The organism is Rhizobiaceae bacterium (assembly GCA_023953845.1).
In the GTDB taxonomy this organism is placed as follows: domain Bacteria; phylum Pseudomonadota; class Alphaproteobacteria; order Rhizobiales; family Rhizobiaceae; genus Arvimicrobium.
In genome coordinates this window covers 2,656,315-2,675,153 of sequence record JAMLJC010000001.1, presented here as the reverse complement: position 1 = coordinate 2,675,153, position 18,839 = coordinate 2,656,315, and the positions used below count along the sequence as shown (strand labels likewise).

Below are 18,839 nucleotides of genomic sequence, written 5' to 3'. Positions count from 1 at the left end.
TCGACGCGGGCTCGCGACGCCGACGCACGCTTCCGCTCCACGCAGCAGCTTCGGCGCGAAAACCGGCAAGCCGAAGCGGGAAGATGCGTTTGACATGGCTCAAGGATGCTCCGGTCTGCCTGAGGCAAGATGGATCAGTGGAAGGAAAAAGCCATGTACGATCACATCCTGATACCCACGGACGGCTCCGAGGTGGCGCAGATCGGCGTGGATCAAGGCCTTGCTCTGGCGAGGAAGCATGGAGGCCGGGTGACCGCCATAACCGTCACCGAGCCGATGGGCGGGCAGTTCGCGTTCGCCCATGACCTCTGGTCGCCAAACGAGGCGGAGGTTGCAGTCTACGACGAAGCCCAGCGCCGTGTCGCCGCGCAGATCCTCGCTGCCGTGAAGGCCAAGGCCGAAGCCGCGGGCGTTCCGATCGAAGTCGTTCATATCCCCTGGCGACTGCCCGGCCGCGCCCTCATCGATGCCGCGGACGAAAGGAAATGCTCCCTCATCGTCATGTCGTCGCATGGCAGAACCGGCATCAATCAGGTTCTTTTGGGAAGCCAGACGGCAATCGTCCTCGCAGGGGCAAAGGTGCCGGTGCTGGTGGCGCGATGATACGCCCGAGGCCGCTCCCCACCGGGACAGCACTCTGAGAACCAGTCTCCAGTGGGATCGGGTCCGTTTCCTTGCGATGCTGGAAAGCTGCCCGTGGCTGCGTTATTGTGTCGGCCTGTGCCAGGAGGAGATGGCGCGATGGCATACAGGCCGAAAATACCGAAAATGCTCGAAGACAAGGCGGTGCCCGACGGCGCGTCGACCATGGGCGACGACTGGGCTGAAGAGTCCACGCCCGTTTCAGGTGGAGAGCCAGCCTACCAGCCACCGCCGCCGCCTCCCGGATCGCAATACGTGGCGTTTTGCTGGACCTGCAAGGAAATGGGCTATCTCGACGACATGTGGAGCGGCGAGCCGCGCATATCCGAGGCGCAGGTGCAGGCGGATTCCGAGCAGCACTTTGCAGGCTCCGGGCACTACGCCCAAATTCGTAAGGTCTGACCGGCGCTGGGCAGGACTCCGCTGCTCAGTCACGGGTTGCTGCCCCGTCGCAGCAAGGCCTGTCAGCTTTCCGCCTTCATTGTCCTGGCGAGTTCGAGAAGCCGTTCCCGCGCCGGTCCATGCCTTGCCACCAGTTCCTTCGCCTGCAGCGGCGAAAGGTCGGTGTTCTCCACCAGATAGCGGATGGCAGCTTCGCGCTCGTCACCGGGGTCGAGCCAGTCGTTCTGATCTGCCATGATGGTCTCCCGATATCGTCCATCTGCATTGAACGTGTCGGCGCGCAGGCCGTTCCCGGAGGCGGACGACCGCAGCCGATTTGTTTGCGCCGACGCAAAGACCGGGCCGGCCGCAGCCGGTAAATCGTCCCGTCCGGGTGTCCGGTGGGAGAAACAGGCATGAACGATCAGAACAGCACGCTGCTGCCGATGCTCATATGGGGACTGGCGCTTGTCGTCGTCGGAGCCGTGGTCATGATGCTGTTTGTATAGCCGGCGGACCGACGGTTCCGGGTTTTACCCGGAACCGCAGGCGATTCTGACACGATCGCCATCCGGCACTTGGGCGCCTCCTGCGTCCGGCGCCCGATCCGCGCCGGCCGTCCCTATGCCGCCATGCCGTAGGCAGCCGGCTCCGTCTGCCTTTTTGGGAACGGCCGGAACGCCATCAGGATCAGCACAGCCGCCAGCCCCATGCCCCACGAGCCGATATACATCAGCGCGTAGGAGTCGAACCGGTCATAGATCAGGCCGCCGAGCAGCGGGCCGGTCGACATGCCGAGGCTGCCGGCCATCGCCGTGCCGCCGATGATCGTGCCCATCATCTTCAGCGGAAAATTCTCGCGGATGATGACGGCGTAGAGCGGCATGGTGCCGGCATAGATGAAACCGACCAGCGCGGCCACCGCATAGAACGGGCCGAGCGTCGAGACGAACACATAGGCAAGCACGCCGAAAGCCTGCGCCAGAAGCCCTATCGCCAGCACGCGCTGTGCGCCGAAGCGATCTCCGAGCAAACCGAAGGCGATGCGGCCGCCCATGCCAGCCAGTCCCTCGACGCTGTAGATCGACACGGCCGCGATCATCGGAATGCCGCAAGTCACCGCATAGCTCACCGTGTGGAAGATCGGGCCGGAATGGGTCGCGCAGCAGAAGAAGTTCGCCAGCATCAGCGTGATGAATTGCGGCGAGCGGACCGCCTGCGCAACCGTCATATCCGGTTGCGGCTCGTCCGCCGCCATCTCCTCCTGCCCGCCCTCCAGCGCCGGCGGGCGGCGCACGAGAAGTGCTGCGGGGATCATCAGGGCCGAGGCGATTCCGGCGATGATAAGCATGGAGGTGCGCCAGTCATGGACCGTCACCAGCCAGGCCGCGAGCGGGGCCATGGTCATCGGCGCCATGCCCATGCCGGCGGACACCAACGAGACGGCAAGGCCGCGTTGCGTGTCGAACCAGCCGGTCACGCAGGCCATCATCGGCGCGAAGATGGCGGCTGTCGACGCACCGACCAGAAGCCCGAACAGAAGCTGGAACTCGACCAGCGAGCCTGCCCGGCTGGCGAGCGCGAGGCTCGCCGCCAGCACGACCGATCCCGCCAACACCACCGGGCGCGGGCCGAACCGGTCGGAAAGGCCGCCCCAGACCATGCTGGCTGCCGCCATGGCGAGGAAGCCCACCGTCATCGCCGTGGAAATGCCGGTGACGGACCAGCCCGTATCCTGCGATATCGGCCGCAGGAAAACGGGCAGCGAGAACATGGCGCCGATGGCCACGCAACCCAGCAGGCCGCCTGCCGCCACGATCACCCAGCGATAGGAATGGTTCATGAAATCCTCCGGGATGTACCGTAGTCGCCAGACGCCATTCCGGCGCGCCGGCGCGACTGACGGCCCAAGGACGTACCAGCACCGCCGATGCCGACAACCGCGATGTTTTATCGACGCGACAGCGCGGCACACATCGTTCAGGATGCTTCGAGGATGAACCGTGCAAGGCCGTTGAAGAGCACGGACCATGCCTTTTCCTCGGGCAGGATGACATGGTTGCGGCTTTCAAGCATGAGGAATTCCGCGTTGGGAATCCGGGCCGCGAGCGCATATCCCTGTTCGAGCGGCTGCACGCCGTCGTCGCGGGCATGCATCACCAGCGTCGGCACGCCGATCCGTTCCAGAAGGTCGCTTACATCGAAGCCGTCGACCGCAGAGCGTATGGCCACGGCGTTCTGCGGCGAGGTGGTCAGCCGCTGCAGATCGACAAGCGAGCCGATCTGCTCGCGGCTGCCGTCGGGAATGAACAGTGTGGCGAAGGCGTTGATGAACGGGCTGTTCGCCTTGCCCCAGCCGTGGCGCATCAGCGTGAGGATGGCCTCCGCCTGCGCCCGGTCGCTTTCCGTGGCTCTGACGAGGCGCCCCTTCTCGTAGCCGCCCTGCAGCACCAGATGGCTCACCCTGTCGGGATGGCGGCAGGCATAGGCAATGGCAATCGGCGCGCCCTGCGAGGTGCCGTAGAGCGCGAAGCGCTCGACTCCGCAGGCATCGACGACAGCTTCTAGATCCTCCACGAAGCGGTCGAGCGAGAAGTCCGACACGTCCCATTCGGAGAGACCATTGCCGCGCTGGTCATACCGCACGAGATGGAACTGCGCGTTCAGCCTGTCCAGGAACGGCCGCCACACCGGACTGTGCCAGTCGTGTTCGAGGTGGGTGAGCCAATGGCCCGCCTTCACCAGCGGATGGCCGCTGCCGCTCGTCGCGTAGGCTATCCGCGTCCCGTCGGCCGACCGGCAGAAGGCGACGCGCTGGCGGTCCGGGCCGGCTGCACCGCCCGGCGATGAAACCGTGCCTTGCGGTTGCGAATCCACTACTTCGACCGGGCCGACGAAGCGAAAGCCCCGCCGCGGCAGCGTCCTGATCCATTGCTGGCGCTTGCCGTCGTCTCCTATGGCGGAGCGAGCGGCGCTGACGCGGGCGCCGATAGCCGAGTCCGAGACGATGCGTCCGTTCCAGACCGCCTCTATCAGCTCGTCCTGCGAGACCACCCTGTCCCGCTCCCTCACCAGATGATGGAGGAGGTCGAAGACCTGCGGCTCGATCGGAAGCGCTGTGCCCGCCGCGAGGAGTTCGCGGGTATCCGGCACCAGCATGAAGGCTCCGAACCGATAGCGCATGCCCGCTTCTACCACGGCGGTCGCAGCGGCGGACAGCGAGCGGCGAAAAAACAAGAGAAAGGCAAGAAGACCGCAAGGGTCCCGTCAAGCGGAGCCGGCTCCGTCACCGTAGACAGGATCATCACCGGAGGAACTGGCGATGACCCATGACCACGAAGCCACCATCCGCCGCAGGCAGGACGGCTCGATCAACATCGATTTCTACGCGCGCCGGGCCGCGCTTCTGCGTTCGGCGGAACGGAGACAGGCGCTGGCGCGCTGGTTCGCGATTGCCCGTCGGACCGTGACGAGCCTGACCACAGGAGGCGCGGCCGGCGTCACGCCCAAAATCCTGAACGGCAATTCCTAGAGCAATTCCGGCGAAATCCGGTTCGCTCTGTTTCTCCGATGGCGAGGCGATCCGCGAGGAAGGACGCGCCGCCCCGATGTGGTGCATCGGGCAAGCGGCCTGACGAAGCGGGCGTCCGCCAGCGGGAAACCCTGCGGGCCGGGTACATTTGGGCCCAATTCCTTCGGCTTTCGGCTCGGCCGTGGCACCACCACGACCTTCGCCGAAACCCTCGACCTTGTGCCAAATGTCCTCCGGCAGAGCGATCCGGATTTCGCCGGAATTGCGCTAGGCTGTAGTGACGATTTAACTATCTGATCCAAATAGCTATGGCTGCGATGAGGACGAAGCCTCGGAAGTTTGCGAGGAGCTTGTCGTATCGCGTTGCGACGCGGCGGAACTGCTTGAGTTTGGCAAAGAAGCGCTCAATGAGGTTTCGTTCCTTGTAGATGCGCCAGTCGCAAGCGTGAGGACGCCTTCGTTCGGGCCTTGGCGGAATGACGGGGATAGCTCCAGCATCGAGAATGATGTCGTGGAAGGCCTCGGCGTCATAGGCGCGGTCGGCGATGACGTGGCGAGGTTTAAGGCCTTCCAGCAGGTCCTTGCCGTAGATCACATCGCCTCGGTGGCCCGGCGAGAGCACGAAGCGCACCGGCAGGCCGAGCGCATCGACGGCGGCATGGATCTTGGTTCCTAGCCCGCCGCGTGAACGGCCAAGACCCTGGGCGTCCGCTCCCCCCTTTTCCGCCGTGCCCCGGCGGCTTGGGGCTGTGCGCGGATGGAGGTGGAATCGATCGCGACCCAATCGAGGTCGGCTTCTTTGGCCAGTGCCTCGAACAGCTTTTCGAGCACACCCATCTCGATCCAGCGGTAGTAACGCCGCTTGGCTGTCTGATAGTTGCCATAACGCTCGGGTAGATCACGCCAGCGTCCACCCGAGCGGGCCATCCAGATCAAAGCGTCGACAAAGCGCCGGTTGTTGGTGCGTGGACCACGTCGACCCTTGCGACCACCCGGCACAAACGGCTCAATCCGCAGCCACTGTTCATTGCTCAGCCCATCCACATCCATGACTGACCTCCAAAAGCCAGAATGGAATCTGATTTGCGACTTAACTGGAATCCCTAAATCGTCACTACAGCCTAGGCCGAGAGGAACCGGATCAGGTCCTGCGCCACCTGCGTCTTGTGCGTGGCCAGCAGGCCATGCGGGGCCTCCGGATACTCGATGAGCGTCGCGCCTTCGATGCCCGCCGCGGCAGGCCGCGCCGAGGTGTCGATCGGAACCGTCTTGTCGGCGGTACCGTGCATGATCAGCGTCGGCACCGTGAAGGCCGGCAGGTCGGGGCGGAAATCGGTGGTGGCGAACGCCTCGGCGCAAGCGAGCGTAGGACGCAGCCCCGCCATCATGGCAATCTGGCGCGACCATTCCACGACTTCGGTGCTGACCGGGCTTTCGAACCAGCCGACACCGTAGAAATCCTTGAAGAAGCCGTCGAAGAAATAGGCCCTGTCCTCCTTCATGCCCTGCATCATCTCGTCGAAGGTCGACTGCGGGACGCCGTAGCGATTGTCCTCGGTCTTCAGCATGTACGGTACGACGGACGCGATCAGCGCGGCCTTCGCGACGCCCTTGCCGCCATGGCGCGACATGTAGCGTGCGACCTCGCCGCCGCCCATCGAGAAGCCGACGATGGCGGCGTCGCCGGCGCCCGTCTGCTCGATCACATCCGCCAGATCGTCCGCCAGCGTATCATAGTCGTAGCCATGCCAGGGCTGATCGGAGCGACCGAAGCCGCGCCGGTCGTAGGCGATGGCCCGAAAGCCCGCTTCGGCAAGCGCCAGCGCCTGATCGTCCCAGCTGCTGGAAGACAGCGGCCAGCCATGCATGAGGATCACCGGGCGTCCTTCGCCCCAGATCTTGACATAGAGTTCCGTCGCGTCGCGCGTCTTCAGCATCGGCATCTGTCGTCTCCGGTTCGTTGAAGCACGAAGAACAGAACCGGCCCTGCTTCGTTCCCTGCTTCCGCGCACGCATGGTGCAGGCATAACGGATTCCTTGTCCGGCCACGGGGGTCACTTGGCAGGCGGAAGCAGTGATCCCACAAGCTCGCGCAGAAGGTTCTCCTCGCGGCTGCGCGCGCGGCCGGCGCGGCATTTCCGGCGCAGTTCCCTCAATTCGCCAGCCTCGAAGGCATCCAGCACGATATCGTGGACATAGCTCTTGCGCGCCACCGTCGGCGTGTTGCCGAGATCCTCGGAGACGTCGCGCATGACCGCCGCGATCTGCCTGCTGCGCGCCAGTTCGTTCTCGCCGGGGTCCAGCTCCGACAGCAGACCGGCCGCCGCGGCGCTGGCAGCCAGCATGCGCAGGTCCTTTGCGCTGACCGATATGCCTGACGCCGCCTTCAGATAGTTGTTGACGTCCCTCGCCTGAACCGGCCGGATCGCGCCCTGCTCGTCCCGGTACTGGAGAAGGCGACGGCCGGGAAGGCTCGCGATGCGACCGAGGGCGCGCGCCAGCATGCTGCATTCGACCCCGCACTCCACCTTCGCGCCCCCTTTGCCCTGGAAAGACAGCGTGATCCGGCTCCGCCCGATCGTCGCCTGCCGCTTCAGGAGCGTGGCCGCGCCGCGCGCGCCGCTGCTGTTGAGATACGCTTCCTCGCCGACACGAATGTGTGCTGCGTCGATGAGCGCGACGGCGCAGGCCACCGCCTTCGCCTTCTCGAGCTTGCGAAGCGACAGATCCCGGCGGACGGCCGAGCGCAGGCGCGGGAGCGCGGTGACCAGTTCGCAGAGCCGCGCGGCCTTCCGGGTTTCGCGCACCTTCTCCCAGTCCGTATGAAAACGGCGCTGCTCGCGGCCGGCCTCGTCGCGGCCGATCGCCTGGAGATGCGCCTTCGGGTTGGCGCTTATGCGCACGTTGCGGTAGGCGGGAGGAATGGCGAGCGCCGCTATGCGGGAGAGCGTCTTCTCGTTCCGGATACGGTTCCCTCGTTCGTCCAGATAGGCGAATTTCGAGCCGCGCCTTCGTCTGCGGATCTTGAGAAGCTCCGGCGGCGTCAGTTCGAGGCCGACATTCTCCGGCGAGACGTGGCTGAGATCATACCTTTCCGAACCCGTTGATGGGACGCCGTCTGCCATCGCGCTTCCGCCTTTCCCCGCCTTCGATTGAACAGAGCGAACGGGCGTCAATATCCGCCGATGATCGGAAGGATTTCGCCGGTGATGTAGCTGGAGCACTGCGGCGAGGCCAGGAACACATAGGCGGGCGCGATTTCCTCCGGCTGGGCCGGCCGCTTCATCGGCGTCTTGGCGCCGAACTGCGAGACGTCTTCCGCCTCCTTGTCCGAGGGGTTGAGCGGCGTCCAGACAGGTCCGGGCGCGACCGCGTTCACGCGGATTCCCTTCTCGATCAGGTTCCCCGAAAGCGCGCGCGTGAAGGCGTGGATTCCGCCCTTGGTCATGGAGTAGTCGACCAGTTCCTTGCTGCCGTCGATGCCGGTGATCGAGCCGGTGTTGATGATCGAGGCTCCGGGTTTCATATGCGCCACCGCAGCCTTCGCCATATGGAAATAGCCGTAGAGATTGGTCTTCAGCGTCGTGTCGAAATGCTCGTCGGTCAGGTCCTCGAACTTCGCCGAATGGATCTGGAACGCGGCATTGTTGACGAGGATGTCCAGCGCGCCGAGCTTCGCCACCGTCTCCTCTACCGCCTTGGCGCAATGATCGGCCTCCGACACGTCGCCCGGTATGAGGATGCAGCGCACGCCTTCGGCTACCACGGCTTTCTTCGTGGTTTCCGCGTCGCTGTGCTCGCTGAGATATGAGATGGCGACGTCCGCGCCTTCCCGGGCGAACAGCACGGCCACGGCGCGGCCGATACCGGAATCGCCGCCGGTGATCAGCGCCACCATGCCTTTCAGCTTTTCGGAGCCCTTGTAGAATGGAGCGTCGTAGAGCGGCGCCGGCTCGATTTCGGACTCGTGACCCGGTTTCGGGTGATGCTGCTTCGGGAAAGGCGGCTCCGGATAGCGCCGCGCCCCGGCCTGCATGGCGCCGGACTTTTTCTGGTCGGGCTTTTTCGGCCTGTCGCCGGCAGCATCTTTCGCATCGACTCCGCGCTGGATCTTCCGCTGCTTCGCAGCCTCTTTTTCTGCCGCACCCCTGCTGGAACGATTGGGCATGCTCGCTGTCCCTGTTGATTTCGAGCCTAACGCCGCCGACGCAAAAAAGTTTTCGGTTTGCTCGAAAGATGAGGGCGCCGGAGGTCCGCGCTTTCCTGATGGCCGATCTGCACGTTGCTGCCGCGCCTGCGACAGGCCTCAAAAAATCTATTGAAAACATCACCCGAGACGCTAGCTTCTCCTACGGCGTGACGCTTGGTGCGTCCGGCCGGTCCAAGGCACATGAGGAGTCATGACCCAGGACAGCCAACACGCGCTTGCGGACCCCGCTCCTTCGCGCGCGAAAACGCGGCGACAGGAGCTTCTGGCCTTTCTTCTGCTCGCTTTCGGCATCTGGCCCGTCGTCGCGGTTGGCGTCGTCGGCGGATACGGTTTCCTCGTCTGGATGTACCAGATCGTCTACGGGCCGCCGGGCCCGCCGGGAGGGTGAGCCGATGCGCGATAGACCGGCATTGACGCGCAGGTCGCTGCTCACGGGCGGTCTCGCCATTTCACGAAACCATATTTCGAGCGCCGTCGTGGTCGCGCTTCCCGCGCGCCGCGAAGAGATCGGCAGGCTTCTCGCCGCCATCCCCGGCGTGGAGGTGCACGCGGAAGAAGGCAGCCGGATCGTCATCACGATCGAGGGGCCGACCAGCGGCATGCTCGGCGAAACGCTGACCGGCATCTCGGCGATGGACGGCGTCATATCCGCCAACATGGTCTTCGAGCACATCGACGAAGGGGAGGACGTAGAGACGTGAAGGCATCCATCAACCGCCGCGATCTCCTGAAGGCGCATGCGGCGTCGCTCGCGGCGGCTTCGGCGGGGATCGCCCTGCCCGCGGCCGCCCAGCCCGTTCCCGGCGGCGTCGAGGCGCTGGAGATCAAATGGTCGAAGGCGCCATGCCGCTTCTGCGGCACCGGCTGCGGGGTGATGGTCGGCGTGAAGGACGGCCATGTCGTCGCCACGCATGGCGACATGCAGGCGGAGGTCAACCGCGGCCTCAACTGCGTGAAGGGCTATTTCCTCTCCAAGATCATGTATGGCGAGGATCGCCTGACCACGCCCCTGATGCGCAAGCGCGGCGGCGTCTACGACAAGGACGGCGAGTTCGAACCCGTTTCATGGGACGAGGCCTTCAACCTGATGGCCGAGAAGTGCAAGGCCGTGCTTCGGGAAAAAGGCCCCGAAGCCGTCGGCATGTTCGGCTCGGGCCAATGGACGATCTTCGAGGGCTACGCCGCCACGAAGCTGATGCGCGGCGGCTTCCGGTCGAACAATCTCGATCCCAATGCCCGCCACTGCATGGCGTCGGCCGCCGTGGCCTTCATGCGGACCTTCGGCATGGACGAGCCGATGGGCTGCTACGACGACTTCGAGCATGCCGACGCCTTCGTGCTCTGGGGCTCGAACATGGCGGAGATGCACCCCATCCTCTGGACGCGGGTGGCCGACCGCAGGCTCGGGCATCCGCATGTCCGCTGCGCGGTGCTGTCGACGTTCACGCATCGGTCCATGGACCTCGCCGACATTCCGGTGGTCTTCAAGCCGGGCACCGACCTCGCGATCCTGAACTACATCGCCAATCACATCATCCAGACCGGCCGGGTGAACGAAGCCTTCGTGCGCGACCATGCGGTGTTCATGAGCGGGGCGACGGATATCGGTTACGGGCTGCGGCCCGACAATCCCGTCGAGATGGCGGCGAAGGGCGCGGCCGATCCCGGAAAGACGGAGCCGATCGACTTCGAAGCATTCAAGACGATGGTCTCGGACTACACGCTGGATTCCGTTTCGGAACTGTCCGGCGTCGAGCCGGAATTCCTCGAGGAGCTTGCCGAGCTTTACGCAAACCCCGACATCAAGGTGATGTCGCTCTGGACGATGGGATTCAACCAGCACGTCCGGGGGGTGTGGGCCAACCAGATGGTCTACAATCTGCATCTTCTGACCGGAAAGATTTCCGAGCCGGGCAACAGCCCCTTCTCGCTGACTGGCCAGCCGTCGGCCTGCGGCACGGCGCGCGAGGTCGGCACCTTCGCCCATCGGCTGCCGGCCGACATGGTCGTGACCAATCCCGAGCACCGGGAGCACGCCGAGGAAATCTGGCGGCTGCCGCACGGCCTTTTGCCGGACAAGCCAGGCTTCCACGCCGTGCAGCAGGACCGGATGCTGCATGACGGCAAGCTCAATTTCTACTGGGTCCAGGTCAACAACAACGTCCAGGCTGCGCCGAACAACAGCAACGAGACCTATCCCGGCTACCGCAATCCCGACAATTTCGTCGTCGTGTCCGACGCCTATCCGACCGTCACCGCGCTCTCGGCGGACGTGATCCTGCCGGCGGCCATGTGGGTGGAAAAGGAAGGAGCCTACGGCAATGCCGAGCGGCGCACGCATGTCTGGCATCAGCTCGTCAACGCGCCGGGCGAGGCGCGCTCGGACCTCTGGCAGCTCGTGGAGTTCTCGAAGCGCTTCGTGACGGAAGACGTCTGGCCCGCGGACATCCTGAACGCCAATCCCGGATACAAGGGCAAGACGCTGTTCGATGTGCTGTTCCGCAACGGCAAGGTCGACCGCTTCCCGCTCGCCGATCTCGACGCGGAGTACGAGAACCACGAATCGCGTGCCTTCGGCTTCTATCTCCAGAAGGGCATGTTCGAGGAATATGCCGAGTTCGGCCGCGGCCACGGCCACGATCTAGCGCCCTATGAAGTCTATCATCAGGTTCGCGGCCTGCGCTGGCCGGTCGTCGACGGCAAGGAGACCAAGTGGCGCTATCGCGAAGGGCTCGATCCTTATGTGAAACCCGGCGAGGGCGTGAAGTTCTACGGGCGGCCGGATGGCAAGGCGGTGATCCTCGCCGTGCCCTACGAGCCGCCGGCGGAATCTCCCGATGACGACTACGACGTCTGGCTGGTGACCGGACGCGTGCTGGAGCACTGGCACTCCGGCTCGATGACCATGCGCGTTCCCGAACTTTACAAGGCGTTCCCCGGCGCGGTCTGCTTCATGAACGCCGACGACGCGCGACGGCGCGGCATCAATCAGGGGGCGGAAGTCCGCGTCGCCTCGCGGCGCGGCGAGATCAGGGTCAGGGTCGAGACAAGGGGGCGCAACCGCATGCCTCGCGGCGTGGTGTTCGTGCCGTGGTTCGACGCCAGCAAGCTCATCAACAAGGTCACGCTCGACGCGACCGATCCCATCTCCAAGCAGACGGATTTCAAGAAATGCGCGGTCAAGGTCACGCCCGTCTGACGCGCCAGGCGCGCATCATCTTCGCCGCCGGGCTTTTCGTCGCGCTCGGCACCGCCGCATTGGCCCAGATGACGTCGTCCATCGTCCCGCCGCTCACCGGAGCGACGCAGCCCATGGACGAACTTCCGGCCGATCCGACGCCGAAATGGACGATAGACGACATCCGCCAGATGCGCGCCTATCCCGACCAGCCGCCTATCATTCCGCATTCGATCGAGGGCTATCAGCTTTCCGTCAACACGAACCGCTGCCTGTCGTGCCACAAGCGCGAGTTCACGCAAGGGTCGGGCGCGCCCATGATCAGCGTCACGCACTACATCACCCGCGAGGGCCAGATGCTCGCCGACGTCTCGCCGCGTCGCTACTTCTGCACGGCCTGCCACGTGCCGCAGGCCGACACCGCGCCGCTCGTCGGCAATACATTCACCGACATGAGCAAGCTGGGCGTCGGCCACGCGGGAGATCAATAGATGTGGCCGCGCCTGAAGGCCGCGGCTCTCTGGGCGTGGCACATTCTCGCGACGCCCGCCGCGACGCTCAGTCTGGGTTTCCTGACGCTCGGCGGCTTCGTCGGCGGCGTGATTTTCTGGGGCGCGTTCAACACCGCCCTGGAACTCACGAACACCGAGCAGTTCTGCATTTCCTGCCACGAGATGGAATCCAACGTCTATGAGGAGCTGACGCGCACCGTCCACTTCTCGAACCGTTCCGGCGTCAGGGCGTCATGTCCAGACTGCCACGTCCCGCACGAATGGACCGACAAGATCGCAAGGAAGATGCAGGCCTCGAAGGAAGTGTGGGGCAAGATCTTCGGCACCATCAACACGCGCCGGAAGTTCCTCGACCACAGGCTGGAGCTGGCGCAGCACGAATGGGCCCGGCTGAAGGCGAACGACAGCCTTGAATGCCGGAACTGCCATTCTTCGGTGGCGATGGATCTGTCCAAGCAGACCGAGCGCGCCGCCACGATCCATACGCGCTACCTGCTTTCAGGAGAAGCGACCTGCATCGACTGCCACAAGGGCATCGCGCACGAGCTTCCGAACATGGAAGGCGTCGATCCGGGCTGGAAGGTCCCGCCGGAACTCGAGGGCGAGGGGTTGCCGTCGACCTCGGTGTTCGACGAACTGGAGCGCCTCGCCCGATCTCCGCACCGCGTCATGTGGAGCCTGGACGACGAGGTCCATCCCGCTGCGTTGCAGATGGTGGCGACACCGACGGAGTAGAGCCTGCCTTGCGTGATGGCGTCTACGCCATCGCGGCATTCGGTCGGGAACCCCCCGGCAACATGCGCGTTCGATAGATGGAACCCACGGAGCGCTGCCCGATGTTCAGCACCGACACCTGGCTCACAATCGCATGCAGCCTGATGACCAACGCCGTCCTTTTCGGCATCGGCGCTATTACAGTTCTTTCGATCTCGGCTCTCCAGCCGCACCTCACTTACCTTCTTCCGGCGGTCGTCGTTGCCAGTTTCGTCCTGTCGCCTCTCCCGGCGCGATGGATCGCACTGCGCATGCGCATCCGCAACTGGGGCCGCGCGGGCTGGCAGCGGGGCGACGCCATTTCAGGCTAGCGCAAGCTCGGATGAATAACCGGGGACGCGACAGGCGCAGGCACCGGCGGGGAGCGGGTCAGGGGGCGTCTCATTCAGCGCCTTCCGCTCAGCGACGGAGATCGAGCATGAAAGATCCATTCGGGAAAGACGTCATCCTTCACGGCGCAAAAACATCCGCGTGAAGCAGATTGGTCTGAACGCAATTTCTCTGCAGCGCCTACCGATGCCTAGCGATGAACAGCGACGAGAGCGCAGGCGCCGCGTATTGAAGGGCGCGACGATAATCATCGACACGAAAACCTCCGAGATAGCCTGCGTCGTGCGCAATCAGCACGAGGGTGGCGCAGAATTGAAGGTGCACCCGGAAATCGCGCTCCCGCCGACCTTCACGCTCTATGTCCCGGCCGACCAGATCGCCTACAGATGCGAACTGCGGTGGCGCAGCCGCGAGCGCGTCGGCGTCGCCTTCACCGGTACCGGACCAAAGCCCCGGTTCCACTACGGCTGAGGGTCGGTACCGCACGAAGCTTGATTTCGATCAACTCGAAACTGCGGCTCTTCGACATAGTAGGCATGTGGTTTTCGCGCTGACGCTCTTTGCCCGGATGCGGCGGCGGACTCCCCACGCGGATCAATGCCCTTCGCACCGCCGCATCGTCTGATGCGCCGACGAAATGATCTGCTCACCCGGCAGACCCGATATGAGGAGATCGAATCCCGATGCCCAGCAACGACCGCGCGCAAACGCTCCCGGAAATCGGACACGCCACCGGAGACACGACGCAGGCCGTCCAGACGGGTTTAGCGGACGAGAGAACGGTTGCTGCGCAGGAAACGGAACTCGCAGCCATTTCGAACATAGCCGTCAGGACCGCGGTCGACGCGGAGGAAGGCATCCACGCGATCATCGAAGGAGCATCGCCGGACGACGCCGGGCTGATCAGACAGGTCCTCGGCTTGCCGAAGCCGACAGGCAAGCCGCCCAGGAACAACAATGAACTCGCCGAAGACTGGCGCGATGGCGGCTATCCTTACAGATACAGAATGCTTCGGCGCGACTACGAACGTGAGAAGTTCGCGCTCCAGGCCGAGCTTCTCAAGATGCAGGCGTGGGTGAAGGAAGCCCGGCAACGCCTCATCATCCTGTTCGAAGGACGCGACGCCGCCGGAAAAGGCGGGGCCATCAAGCGATTCATGGAACATCTCAATCCCCGCGGCGCGCGCGTCGTCGCGCTCGAAAAGCCGAACGAGGTGGAGCGTGGGCAGTGGTATTTCCAGCGTTATGTCCAGCACCTTCCGACCATGGGAGAGATCGTGCTGTTCGACCGCAGTTGGTATAACCGGGCCGGCGTTGAACGCGTGATGGGCTTCTGCAGCGACGAGGAATACCGCGAGTTTCTCCGCGAGGTGCCGGAGTTCGAGCGCAACCTGACACGCAGCGGAATTCACCTGATAAAGTTCTGGTTCTCCGTCAGCAGGGAGGAGCAGGGCCGGCGCTTCAAGGAGCGCAAGGTGCATCCGCTGAAACAGTGGAAGCTTTCTCCGGTCGACCTCGCCTCGCTCGACAAGTGGGATGCCTACACGCAGGCCAAGGAAGCCATGTTCTTCCACACCGATACGGCCGATTCGCCGTGGACGGTCATCAAGTCGAACGACAAGAAGCGGGCGCGGCTCAACGCCATGCGGTATGTGCTGCACGCCATGCCCTATGCCGACAAGGATGCAGCGGCCATCGGCAAGGTCGATGACCTCCTGGTGGGGAGAGCCAACGCGATCTATGAACGTGGGGAATACAGCGCAAGCAACGGTTGGCGCAGCACGTCAGGCAGTGTCTGACGCGGCCATTTCCTCAGCCTGTGATGCGCTGGAAGGTTGATGCCTATGCTCAATCGTACTCCGCTTCGGGCTTCAGCACATAGAGCCCGACATCGATCGTACCGGCGCGGAAACCCGCCTCGCAATAGGCGAGGTAATATTCCCAGAGGCGGCGGAAGCGCTGATCGAAGCCGAGGCGCTGGATCGCGGGCCAGTTGCGCTGGAACCGTTTGTGCCACTCCGCCAGCGTCCGGGCATAGCTTCTGCCGAAATTTTCCGCGGACACGAGCGAGAACCCGTGCTCCTGCGCCAGCCGCCGGATGATCGTCCCGGTCGGCAGCATGCCTCCCGGAAAGATATGGCGCTGGATGAAGTCCGCGCCTCGCCGGTAGCCGTCGAAACGGCTTTCATGGATCGATATGATCTGCAGCACGGCATGGCCGTCCCCTTTCAGCAGTCGCCGCAGTGTATCGAAATAGGTCGGCCAGTATTGCTCGCCGACGGCCTCGAACATCTCGATCGAGACGACGCGGTCGAAGGAGCCGTCCGTGTCGCGATAGTCCTCGAGTTCGAACCGCATGCTTTCCGACAGACCGTTTTTCTCGCCCAGCGTCCGCGCGTGCGCGAGTTGTTCGGCCGACAGGGTTATGCCTTTCACGAGCGCGCCGGCTCTTGCCATGCGCGCCGCAAGCGCCCCCCAACCGCAACCGATCTCCAACACGCTCTGTCCGGGCGACAGTTCGAGCAATTCGGCGATGCGCCGCAGCTTGTTTTCCTGCCCCTCTTCCAGCGTGTCGGTCGGCTTTTCGTAGAGAGCCGAGGAATAGAGCATGCCCGGGTCGAGCCACAGCCGGTAGAAATCATTGCCGAGATCGTAGTGAAAGGCGATGTTGCGGCGGCTGCCCCGCCGGCTGTTTGCCCTCAGCATGTGCCTCAGCCTGTGCAGGAAGCGCACCGGCGTGCTGCCGGCCGCTCGGTCTATGCCGTCAATGTTCACCGCCGCCAGTTCCAGCAAGGCGACGAGGTCCGGCGTCGACCACTCGCCCTCCACATAGGCCTCGGCGAAGGCCACGTCGCCGCCGGCCAGCATCCGTCTTATCGCGCGCCATCTGTGCAGAACCAGCACGCCTTCAGGTCCCGGCCGGCCGGACTGGCGCTCCAGGGTAACGCCTTCCGGCGTGCGCACGACGAGACGGCCATGTTCGACACAATTCAGCAGCCGGCGCAGAAGAGATGCTGCCAGGATGCTGCGCAGCGGGCGGCAGCCGTCGGTGCGGCTTTCGATCTCAGACGACATCGCGATGGACCTCCCGGCGGATGCTCCGGCGCGCGGACACATAGGTCACGGCTGCATCCGGAGCGGACGGATGCGGACGCAGTCGGATGCCCTTGAGCCAAAGGCGCAGGGCCTCCCAGTGTATGCCGCCGACGACCTTCAGCGTCAGCAGCGGGTGGGACAGGAAGGTTCGCGCCAACGCTCCGTCCGACAGCGCCTCGCGCCGGCCAGAAAAGGCGGCGACGATCATCGGACCTTCGGCATCGCTGCCGGTGATGTGGACCGAGAGCCTTTGGCCCGGCATGCCGATCCGGAAGCGATAGGCGATGTCCATCGCCATGAAAGGCGATACGTGGAAACGCTTCTCGCAGGCCTGCTGTATCGTTTCGCCCGCATCCCCCTCGATCGGGATCAGATAGCTGTGGCGCTCGCCGAAAGTGTTGTTGACCTCATAGAGCATCGCCTGCAACGCGCCGTCGCGACGGCGGCAGAAGTAGATGCTGAGCGGGTTGAAGACGTAGCCGAGGATACGGGGCATCGACAGCAACTGAACCATGCCCCCGGTTTCCAGACCGGCTCTGGCGAGATGGCCGTCGACATGGGCACGAAGCGACGCGCCACCGCCATGATCACGATCGAAGAAGCTGAACAGATTGAACCGGTTGCGCGAAAAGAGGCGCAGGCTGCCCGACAGCGCATCGATCTCGTCCAGATCGAGGAGCAGCCAGAACATGCGATAGGTGAGACGATGCCGGCGCGGGCGCACGCGCTGGTGCATCACGGTCCCCGGATAGATCGCTGAAAGGATCGCGTTCATCAAGCGGCCGCCAGTTCGCGGTTTCGCGGAATGTCGTGGACCTGGATACGGCCGGACTCGTCCACGACCTTCCACGGCCGCCTGACACCACCCAGCGCCTCCGCCACGGCGAGACCGGATTGCAGCCCGTCCTCATGGAAGCCCGCGCCGAAGTAAGCGCCGCAGAACCATGCGTTGCGGCCGCCCTGAAGCGACCAGAGGCGTTTCTGAGCGGCCATCGCGGCAACGTCGAAAAGCGGGTGCTCGTAAGTTTCTCTCCGTTTCACCAGGACTTCCCGTGGCTGCCTGAGGGGATTCAGCGTCACGAAAAGCGGCGCATCGGCCGGTAGTGATTGCAGCCTGTTCATCCAATAAGTGATGGAGAGTTTCCGATTCTCGCCCGCCGTTTCCGTGAGATAGTTCCAGCTCGACCAGGCGCGTCGACGCGCGGGCATGAGCGCGGCGTCGGAATGCAGGACAGCTTCGTTGGCGCTGTAGCGGAAACTGCCGAGCAATTGCCTTTCCTCACTGTCGGCATCGGAAAGCATGCGCAGCGCCTGATCGGCGTGGGTGGCGATCACGACATGGTCGAAGCGGCGTATCGTTCCGCGCATGTCAGCGATCTCGACGTAGCCGCCGGTCCTGCGGACGGATTTCGCGCCGCAACCCGAAAGGATGCGATGCGCGAAGCGTGCCGTCAGCCGTTTCACATATTCGCGGCTGCCGCCGTCAACCGTGCGCCACACCGGCCGGTCGCCAAGCTTCAGCAGGCCGTGATTGTCGCAGAAACGGATGAAGGACGCCGCTGGATACCTGCCGACGTCGGCGGCCGGCGTCGACCAGATCGCGGCGGCCATTGGATAGAGATGGTCCTCGCGGAAGGCGGCGCGGTAGCCCCGGCTGTCCAGATAGTCATCGAGGCTCATATGACCGGCCGCCCCGATATCGCCGGGCGCCTCGCGATAGAAGCGCAGCAACTCGCCGAGCATGCGCCAGAAGCGCGGTCGCACGAGGTTGGCGGGCTGGGCGAGCAAACCGCCGATACCCGTGCCGGAATATTCCAGCCTTCCGCCGTCGAGCGATACGGCGAAGGACATGTCGGACGGCTTCGTCGGCACGTCGAGATGTTTGAACAGCGCGGTCAGGTTAGGATAGGTCGCCTCGTTGTAGACGATGAAGCCTGTATCGACGGGTGTGCCCGCCACATCGACCGTATTGCTGTGGCCGCCGATCCGGCCGGCCGCCTCGAAGACCGTGACCCTGTGTACCGCCGAGAGAAGCCACGCCGCGGAAAGGCCGGAAATACCGCTGCCGACCACCGCTATGTCGAGAGGTCGTCCCGCGTGTCCGTGCATATCGGCGACCGCCATTACTCACCCTCAAGTTTGGCATGGAACGTTGCGCTCACGTCCATTAGTGATGGCTTTTAC

General features: G+C 64.2%; 20 protein-coding genes and 1 pseudogene. 11 read left to right on the top strand and 10 right to left on the bottom strand.

Annotated features, from left to right (window positions below):
* Positions 1 to 153 precede the first annotated feature (153 nt).
* Together M9955_12940 and M9955_12935 are read left to right on the top strand one after the other, a co-directional pair.
* Entirely contained in the window at positions 154 to 603 is a 450-nt protein-coding gene (locus tag M9955_12940; GenBank protein ID MCO5082547.1) for a universal stress protein, read from the top strand.
* A 138-nt stretch (positions 604 to 741) separates the two neighbouring features.
* Positions 742 to 1,044, top strand: a complete 303-nt coding sequence (locus tag M9955_12935) for a hypothetical protein (GenBank protein ID MCO5082546.1) — start codon at positions 742 to 744, stop codon at positions 1,042 to 1,044.
* Between the two features lie 62 nt (positions 1,045 to 1,106).
* On the opposite strand, the gene M9955_12930 is transcribed toward M9955_12935, so the two are convergent.
* The 3 genes from M9955_12930 to M9955_12920 form a co-directional block, all read right to left on the bottom strand.
* Positions 1,107 to 1,280 (bottom strand): hypothetical protein, encoded by a 174-nt coding sequence (locus tag M9955_12930; protein MCO5082545.1) that lies wholly within the window; start codon positions 1,278 to 1,280, stop codon positions 1,107 to 1,109.
* Positions 1,281 to 1,645: 365 nt separating this feature from the next.
* A complete protein-coding gene (locus M9955_12925) occupies positions 1,646 to 2,866 on the bottom strand; it encodes an MFS transporter (GenBank protein MCO5082544.1) in 1,221 nt (406 codons plus the stop codon).
* Between the two features lie 137 nt (positions 2,867 to 3,003).
* Positions 3,004 to 4,206, bottom strand: coding sequence for an alpha/beta fold hydrolase (locus M9955_12920; GenBank protein ID MCO5082543.1), 1,203 nt, complete (start codon positions 4,204 to 4,206; stop codon positions 3,004 to 3,006).
* Between the two features lie 139 nt (positions 4,207 to 4,345).
* On the opposite strand from M9955_12920, the gene M9955_12915 reads away from it, so the two are divergent.
* Complete coding sequence (locus tag M9955_12915) at positions 4,346 to 4,555, top strand: hypothetical protein (protein MCO5082542.1); 210 nt, start codon at positions 4,346 to 4,348, stop codon at positions 4,553 to 4,555.
* A gap of 289 nt (positions 4,556 to 4,844) precedes the next feature.
* On the opposite strand, the pseudogene M9955_12910 reads toward M9955_12915, so the two are convergent.
* From M9955_12910 to M9955_12895, 4 genes and pseudogenes are all read right to left on the bottom strand, one after another.
* Positions 4,845 to 5,605 (bottom strand): annotated as a pseudogene (locus tag M9955_12910) (IS5 family transposase).
* A gap of 71 nt (positions 5,606 to 5,676) precedes the next feature.
* The gene (locus M9955_12905; GenBank protein MCO5082541.1) at positions 5,677 to 6,498 is read right to left on the bottom strand and encodes an alpha/beta hydrolase; all 822 of its coding nucleotides are present in this window, start codon (positions 6,496 to 6,498) and stop codon (positions 5,677 to 5,679) included.
* Positions 6,499 to 6,609: 111 nt separating this feature from the next.
* Positions 6,610 to 7,680: a DNA topoisomerase IB gene (locus M9955_12900; GenBank protein ID MCO5082540.1), complete on the bottom strand. Its 1,071-nt coding sequence runs from the start codon at positions 7,678 to 7,680 to the stop codon at positions 6,610 to 6,612.
* Positions 7,681 to 7,727: 47 nt separating this feature from the next.
* Complete coding sequence (locus M9955_12895; protein MCO5082539.1) at positions 7,728 to 8,723, bottom strand: SDR family oxidoreductase; 996 nt, start codon at positions 8,721 to 8,723, stop codon at positions 7,728 to 7,730.
* Between the two features lie 232 nt (positions 8,724 to 8,955).
* On the opposite strand from M9955_12895, the gene napE reads away from it, so the two are divergent.
* The 8 genes from napE (at position 8,956) to ppk2 (ending at position 15,358) form a co-directional block, all read left to right on the top strand.
* On the top strand, positions 8,956 to 9,153 hold the full coding sequence (gene napE / locus M9955_12890) for a periplasmic nitrate reductase, NapE protein (protein MCO5082538.1): 198 nt from the start codon (positions 8,956 to 8,958) through the stop codon (positions 9,151 to 9,153).
* A 4-nt stretch (positions 9,154 to 9,157) separates the two neighbouring features.
* The gene (locus M9955_12885) at positions 9,158 to 9,466 is read left to right on the top strand and encodes a chaperone NapD (GenBank protein MCO5082537.1); all 309 of its coding nucleotides are present in this window, start codon (positions 9,158 to 9,160) and stop codon (positions 9,464 to 9,466) included.
* On the top strand, positions 9,463 to 11,964 hold the full coding sequence (gene napA, locus M9955_12880) for a periplasmic nitrate reductase subunit alpha (protein ID MCO5082536.1): 2,502 nt from the start codon (positions 9,463 to 9,465) through the stop codon (positions 11,962 to 11,964). Before M9955_12885 ends, napA begins: the two co-directional genes overlap by 4 nt.
* 68 nt (positions 11,965 to 12,032) lie before the next feature.
* Positions 12,033 to 12,434, top strand: a complete 402-nt coding sequence (locus tag M9955_12875) for a nitrate reductase cytochrome c-type subunit (protein ID MCO5082535.1) — start codon at positions 12,033 to 12,035, stop codon at positions 12,432 to 12,434.
* The gene (locus tag M9955_12870) at positions 12,435 to 13,190 is read left to right on the top strand and encodes a cytochrome c3 family protein (GenBank protein MCO5082534.1); all 756 of its coding nucleotides are present in this window, start codon (positions 12,435 to 12,437) and stop codon (positions 13,188 to 13,190) included.
* Between the two features lie 101 nt (positions 13,191 to 13,291).
* A complete protein-coding gene (locus M9955_12865; GenBank protein MCO5082533.1) occupies positions 13,292 to 13,540 on the top strand; it encodes a hypothetical protein in 249 nt (82 codons plus the stop codon).
* 205 nt (positions 13,541 to 13,745) lie between these two features.
* Positions 13,746 to 14,030, top strand: a complete 285-nt coding sequence (locus M9955_12860; protein ID MCO5082532.1) for a PilZ domain-containing protein — start codon at positions 13,746 to 13,748, stop codon at positions 14,028 to 14,030.
* Between the two features lie 212 nt (positions 14,031 to 14,242).
* Positions 14,243 to 15,358 (top strand): polyphosphate kinase 2, encoded by a 1,116-nt coding sequence (ppk2, locus tag M9955_12855; GenBank protein ID MCO5082531.1) that lies wholly within the window; start codon positions 14,243 to 14,245, stop codon positions 15,356 to 15,358.
* Between the two features lie 49 nt (positions 15,359 to 15,407).
* Here the strand turns inward: ppk2 and M9955_12850 are convergent, their stop codons facing one another.
* Genes M9955_12850 through M9955_12840 form a run of 3 tightly spaced genes read right to left on the bottom strand, consistent with a single transcriptional unit; the run spans position 15,408 to position 18,779 of the window.
* A complete protein-coding gene (locus tag M9955_12850; GenBank protein ID MCO5082530.1) occupies positions 15,408 to 16,634 on the bottom strand; it encodes a cyclopropane-fatty-acyl-phospholipid synthase family protein in 1,227 nt (408 codons plus the stop codon).
* A complete protein-coding gene (locus tag M9955_12845) occupies positions 16,624 to 17,430 on the bottom strand; it encodes a DUF1365 family protein (GenBank protein MCO5082529.1) in 807 nt (268 codons plus the stop codon). The genes M9955_12850 and M9955_12845 overlap by 11 nt, the downstream gene beginning before the upstream one ends.
* The gene (locus M9955_12840; GenBank protein MCO5082528.1) at positions 17,430 to 18,779 is read right to left on the bottom strand and encodes an NAD(P)/FAD-dependent oxidoreductase; all 1,350 of its coding nucleotides are present in this window, start codon (positions 18,777 to 18,779) and stop codon (positions 17,430 to 17,432) included. The genes M9955_12845 and M9955_12840 overlap by 1 nt, the downstream gene beginning before the upstream one ends.
* Positions 18,780 to 18,839: the final 60 nt, after the last annotated feature.